Consider the following 4,308-nt stretch of genomic DNA (forward strand, 5'->3'; position numbering starts at 1 on the left):
GTCGGGCGCGATGACGTGCGTACCCGCGGGAAGCGCCGCGACGACCTGGTCCCAGAGGCGGGCGTGAAAGCCCGTCGCGTGGAGCAGGAGCAGCGACGGCCCCTGCGCGCGCTCACCCCATTCGAACCAGCAGATATCGCCCTCCGGCGTTTCCTGCCGGTGCTGCCGGGGTTCACTCATGCCTTAGCTCTTCGGGCCGTCGACGAGCCGGATGCTGAGTTCCTTCAGCTGTTTTTCACTGACCGGCGCGGGCGCGCCCATCATCAGGTCCTCGGCCTTCTGGGTCATCGGGAAAACGATCACCTCGCGGATGTTCGGCTCGTCGGCGAGCAGCATCACGATGCGATCGACCCCCGGCGCCGATCCGCCGTGGGGCGGCGCACCGAACTTGAAGGCATTGATCATGCCCGCGAAATTGGTGTCGACATCGGCCTGACTGTAGCCCGCAATCTCGAACGCCTTGTACATGATGTCCGGGCGGTGGTTCCGGATCGCGCCCGACGACAGTTCGACGCCGTTGCAGACGATGTCATATTGATAGGCGAGGATATCGAGCGGGTCCTTATTCGTCAGCGCGTCCATCTCGCCCTGCGGCATCGAGAAGGGATTGTGGCTGAAATCGATCTTGCCGGTGTCCTCGTCGGCCTCGAACATCGGGAAGTCGACGATCCAGCAGAATTCGAAACGGCTCTTGTCGATCAGGTCGAGCTGGTCGGCGACACGCGTGCGCGCGAGGCCCGCGAGCTTCGCTGCCTTCGCCTCGACACCTGCGGCGAAGAAGATGCCATCGTTCGGGCCGAGGCCCATCGCATCGGCGATCGCCTTCATGCCGTCCTGGCCGTGGTTGTTGGCGATCGGGCCGCCGAACACGCCGTCCTTCTGCGTCGCATAGCCGAGCCCCGGGAAGCCTTCCGACTGTGCCCAGCTGTTCATCTCGTCGAAGAATTTGCGGCTCTTCTCGTGCGTTTCGGGAGCGGCGACGGCGCGCACGACCTGGCCTTCCTCGACCATCGTCGCGAAGCGGCCGAAGCCCGAGCCCTTGAAGAAGTCGCCGACGTCATGGACGAGCAGCGGGTTGCGGAGATCGGGCTTGTCGCTGCCATATTTCAGCATCGATTCGCGGTACGGAATGCGCTGGAACGGCAGCGGCGAGACGGTGCGGCCCTTGCCGTCGAAATCGGCGAACTCCTCGAACACGCCATGCAGCACGGGTTCGATGGCGGCGAACACGTCGTCCTGCGTGACGAAGCTCATCTCGAAATCGAGCTGGTAGAATTCACCCGGCGACCGGTCGGCGCGCGCATCCTCGTCGCGGAAGCAGGGCGCGATCTGGAAATAGCGGTCGAAGCCCGCGACCATCAGCAGCTGCTTGAACATCTGCGGCGCCTGCGGCAGCGCATAGAATTTGCCGGGGTGGACGCGGCTGGGCACCAGATAGTCGCGCGCGCCCTCGGGGCTGCTCGCGGTCAGGATCGGCGTCTGGAACTCGGTGAAGCCCTGGTCGATCATCCGGCGGCGCAGCGACGAGATCACGTTCGAACGCAGCACGATATTCTTGTGTAGCCGCTCGCGGCGCAGATCGAGGAAACGGTTGGTGAGGCGGATTTCCTCGGGATAGTCGGTGTCGCCGAACACCGGCAGCGGCAGGCGCTCGGCGGCCGACTGCACGGTCACCGCGCTCGGATAGATTTCGATCTCGCCCGTTGCCAGCTTCGGGTTGAGCGTTTCGGGCGACCGCGCCGCGACCTTGCCGGTGAAGGTCAGAACGGACTCGGGGCCGAGCGCGTTGACGGTGGGATAGAGGTCCGAGCCGGTTTCGACCACGATCTGGGTAATCCCATAATGGTCGCGAAGATCGACGAAGAGCACATTCGCATGCTCGCGCGTGCGGTGCACCCAGCCCGAGAGACGGACTTCCTCACCGACGTTGGCGGCGCGAAGGTCGGCGCAAGTGTGGGAACGATAGGCGTGCATTGTGATCGTCTTTCAATGATTGGAATAATCACGTTTAACGTGATTTATGGCCGCGCCTAAGGCAGGTCGGCGCGCCATTTGTCAAGACTTCTACACGTCGCCCCCGCCTTCGCGGGGGCGACGTGCATTCAGCGGGTCAGCCCCAGCCCGTCGAGCACCTCGCTGCCGAACAGCGCGCGATGGGCGCGATCGGGGAGCAGCCGGTCGCGTGCCGCGCGCCATCGCCGGAAATCCTCGCCATAGTCGGCGGCGACGCGCGCCGCGTCGAGGCGGCAGCTTTTCGCCCAGTGCCGCGTGAAGGCGATCCCCTCCGCGTCAAGGCATTCGACGACGCGCGCATAGGCATCGGCGGTGCGCTGGCTGCGCGGGCCGTCGAAATCGATCACCGCATTGTGCGGGAAACGCGCGGGCGCCAGCAGTCCCTGCGCACGCTCCATGAAGCGCACGGTGACGACGGTCGAACCGCCGTGGCGCGCGTAAACCGCGCAGATGCGCTCGAAGGCGCGCGCGAGGTCGGCACGGTCGATCGTGACCGACGCATTGAACAGGTCGGCGAGCGGACGGTGCGTATCGAGCCCCTCGCCCCAACTGCCGTAGACCGGCGGCGCATCGACGTCGGGACCGCTCGCATAGCCCTGCTTCATCGCGAATTGCAGCAGGGAACCCCGCGCCCACGGATAGTCGTCGAGCAACCGCCCGAGCAGGCTGAGCGCATCATAGCCCGCACCGAGCTGGCCCGGCGTGGCGCGCGGATAATCCGGACGCCACGGCTCGCTATAGAGGAAGCGCAGCATCGCCGGACGTTTGAACGGCTTGTAGGGATTGACGATCATCTGCACGAAATCGGGATCCCGATCGAGCGCATAGGCAGCCGAAAAGCGGCGGAAATCGCCGGCGGCGAGCCAATCGAGCGCGGCGCGTTCGACCTTGCGCAAATTCTGGATCGGACGGACGAGGAATTTCGGGACACTGTCGACGACGAGCGCGGTGACGATGCCGAGTGAGCCGACCGGAAGCTGCGCTGCGGCGAAAAGCTCGTCGTCGCGGAGCGGCGTTGCGCCCGTGGCCGCGATAAAGGCGTCGCTCATCGCGCCAGCTGCCGGCTCGATCCAGTGGATGCCGATGGGCGTGACGATCTGGACTGCGCGAATATGATCCTGAATTCCGCCGCGCGCGATCATCGAGCCGTGCGTGCCCGTCGCGCAGGCGCCCGCGAAGGTCTGGCCGTTGCCCGCGCCGCTGGTCCACAGCGAGCGCCCCTGCTCCTCGAACTTGTCCGACACCTCGTCGACGAGCGCTCCTGCCTCGACCAGCATCAGGGCGCCCGCGTCGATACCCGGGCGAACATCGTCGGGGGCGATGCGAAAGCAGCGGTTGAAGCGTCGCGTGTGAAGCAGCCAGCTTTGCGAAACGATGTTGACGTTCGATGGCGACCAGCCCGCGCCGAGCGGGCGGACACGCCGGTTGGCGTCCTGCGCCTGCCCAAGCCAGCCCTGCACGGCCTTTGCTGCGATGGCGATCTCGTCGCGACCGCGCTCGGCGTCGCCGCTGCGCAAGGCGAAGCGCGTCGCCGCCTCGCTGGTTCCGGTCCCGTGATAATTGGTCCAGCGGCCGTCGTCGCCGAGCTTGACGATCGGCATCACGCGTCTCCCAGCGGCAGGATGCCCGCATGGGCGCGCCACGCGACGGTGACCGGCCGCAGAAAACCGAAGGTTGCGATCGCCACGAGCATCTGCCGCCGCGTCGCGAACATGCGGACATCGCACAGGCCGTGATCGGATTCGGGCGTGACAAATGGCTGCGCGGCCGCGCTCGCGAAGCCCCAGCCCTTCAGCGTCACGACCATCGATTCCTCGTCGAGCGGCCGCGGGTTGGCGATCGACACGAAAATATCCGCCTGCCCCGCGGCATATTGCCCGACAAGCAACGCAAAACCGAGCGCGGCGAGCGCCCAACCGAGCCACATCATGCCCCAAATCCCTTCGTCTTTATCCCCGGCCGGTGTTCCGGCTCTGCGACCCGAAGAGCTATGCGCGATTATGGGCAATTTTTCCTGCCCGTTCCCCTCAACTAGCTGTATAGGCCCGCTATGCAAGTCCATCCGTTGATCGAAACCAACGCCGCGCTCGTCGAATTCTGCGACCTGATTCAGGGCAGCGATTTCATCGCGGTCGATACCGAATTCATGCGCGAAAACACTTTCTGGCCAGAGCTTTGCCTGATCCAGGTGGCCGACCGCGACCATGCCGCAGCGATCGACCCGATGGCGCCCGGAATCGATTTGAAGCCCCTGCTCGACCTGCTCGTCGCCAATGAAGATATGCTGAAAGTCTT

4 protein-coding genes and 1 pseudogene are annotated in these 4,308 nt (G+C 65.3%); 1 reads left to right on the top strand and 4 read right to left on the bottom strand.

The window, feature by feature from the left end; translation table 11 throughout:
* The 4 genes from VGD20_RS17550 to VGD20_RS17565 form a co-directional block, all read right to left on the bottom strand.
* Nucleotides 1-180: alpha/beta fold hydrolase (locus tag VGD20_RS17550; RefSeq protein WP_414714593.1), on the bottom strand; the 180-nt coding region annotated here is incomplete at its 3' end.
* Nucleotides 181-183: 3 nt separating this feature from the next.
* Complete coding sequence (aspS, locus tag VGD20_RS17555) at nucleotides 184-1,974, bottom strand: aspartate--tRNA ligase (protein ID WP_331135669.1); 1,791 nt, start codon at nucleotides 1,972-1,974, stop codon at nucleotides 184-186.
* Nucleotides 1,975-2,102: 128 nt separating this feature from the next.
* On the bottom strand, nucleotides 2,103-3,614 hold the full coding sequence (locus VGD20_RS17560) for an FAD-binding protein (protein WP_331135670.1): 1,512 nt from the start codon (nucleotides 3,612-3,614) through the stop codon (nucleotides 2,103-2,105).
* Nucleotides 3,614-3,943, bottom strand: a complete 330-nt coding sequence (locus tag VGD20_RS17565) for a hypothetical protein (RefSeq protein WP_331135671.1) — start codon at nucleotides 3,941-3,943, stop codon at nucleotides 3,614-3,616. Before VGD20_RS17565 ends, VGD20_RS17560 begins: the two co-directional genes overlap by 1 nt.
* Before the next feature lie 120 nt (nucleotides 3,944-4,063).
* On the opposite strand from VGD20_RS17565, the pseudogene VGD20_RS17570 reads away from it, so the two are divergent.
* Nucleotides 4,064-4,308 (top strand): annotated as a pseudogene (locus VGD20_RS17570) (ribonuclease D); the annotation flags it as partial.

The sequence above is a fragment of the Sphingopyxis sp. genome, from assembly GCF_036402335.1.
GTDB lineage: Bacteria > Pseudomonadota > Alphaproteobacteria > Sphingomonadales > Sphingomonadaceae > Sphingopyxis.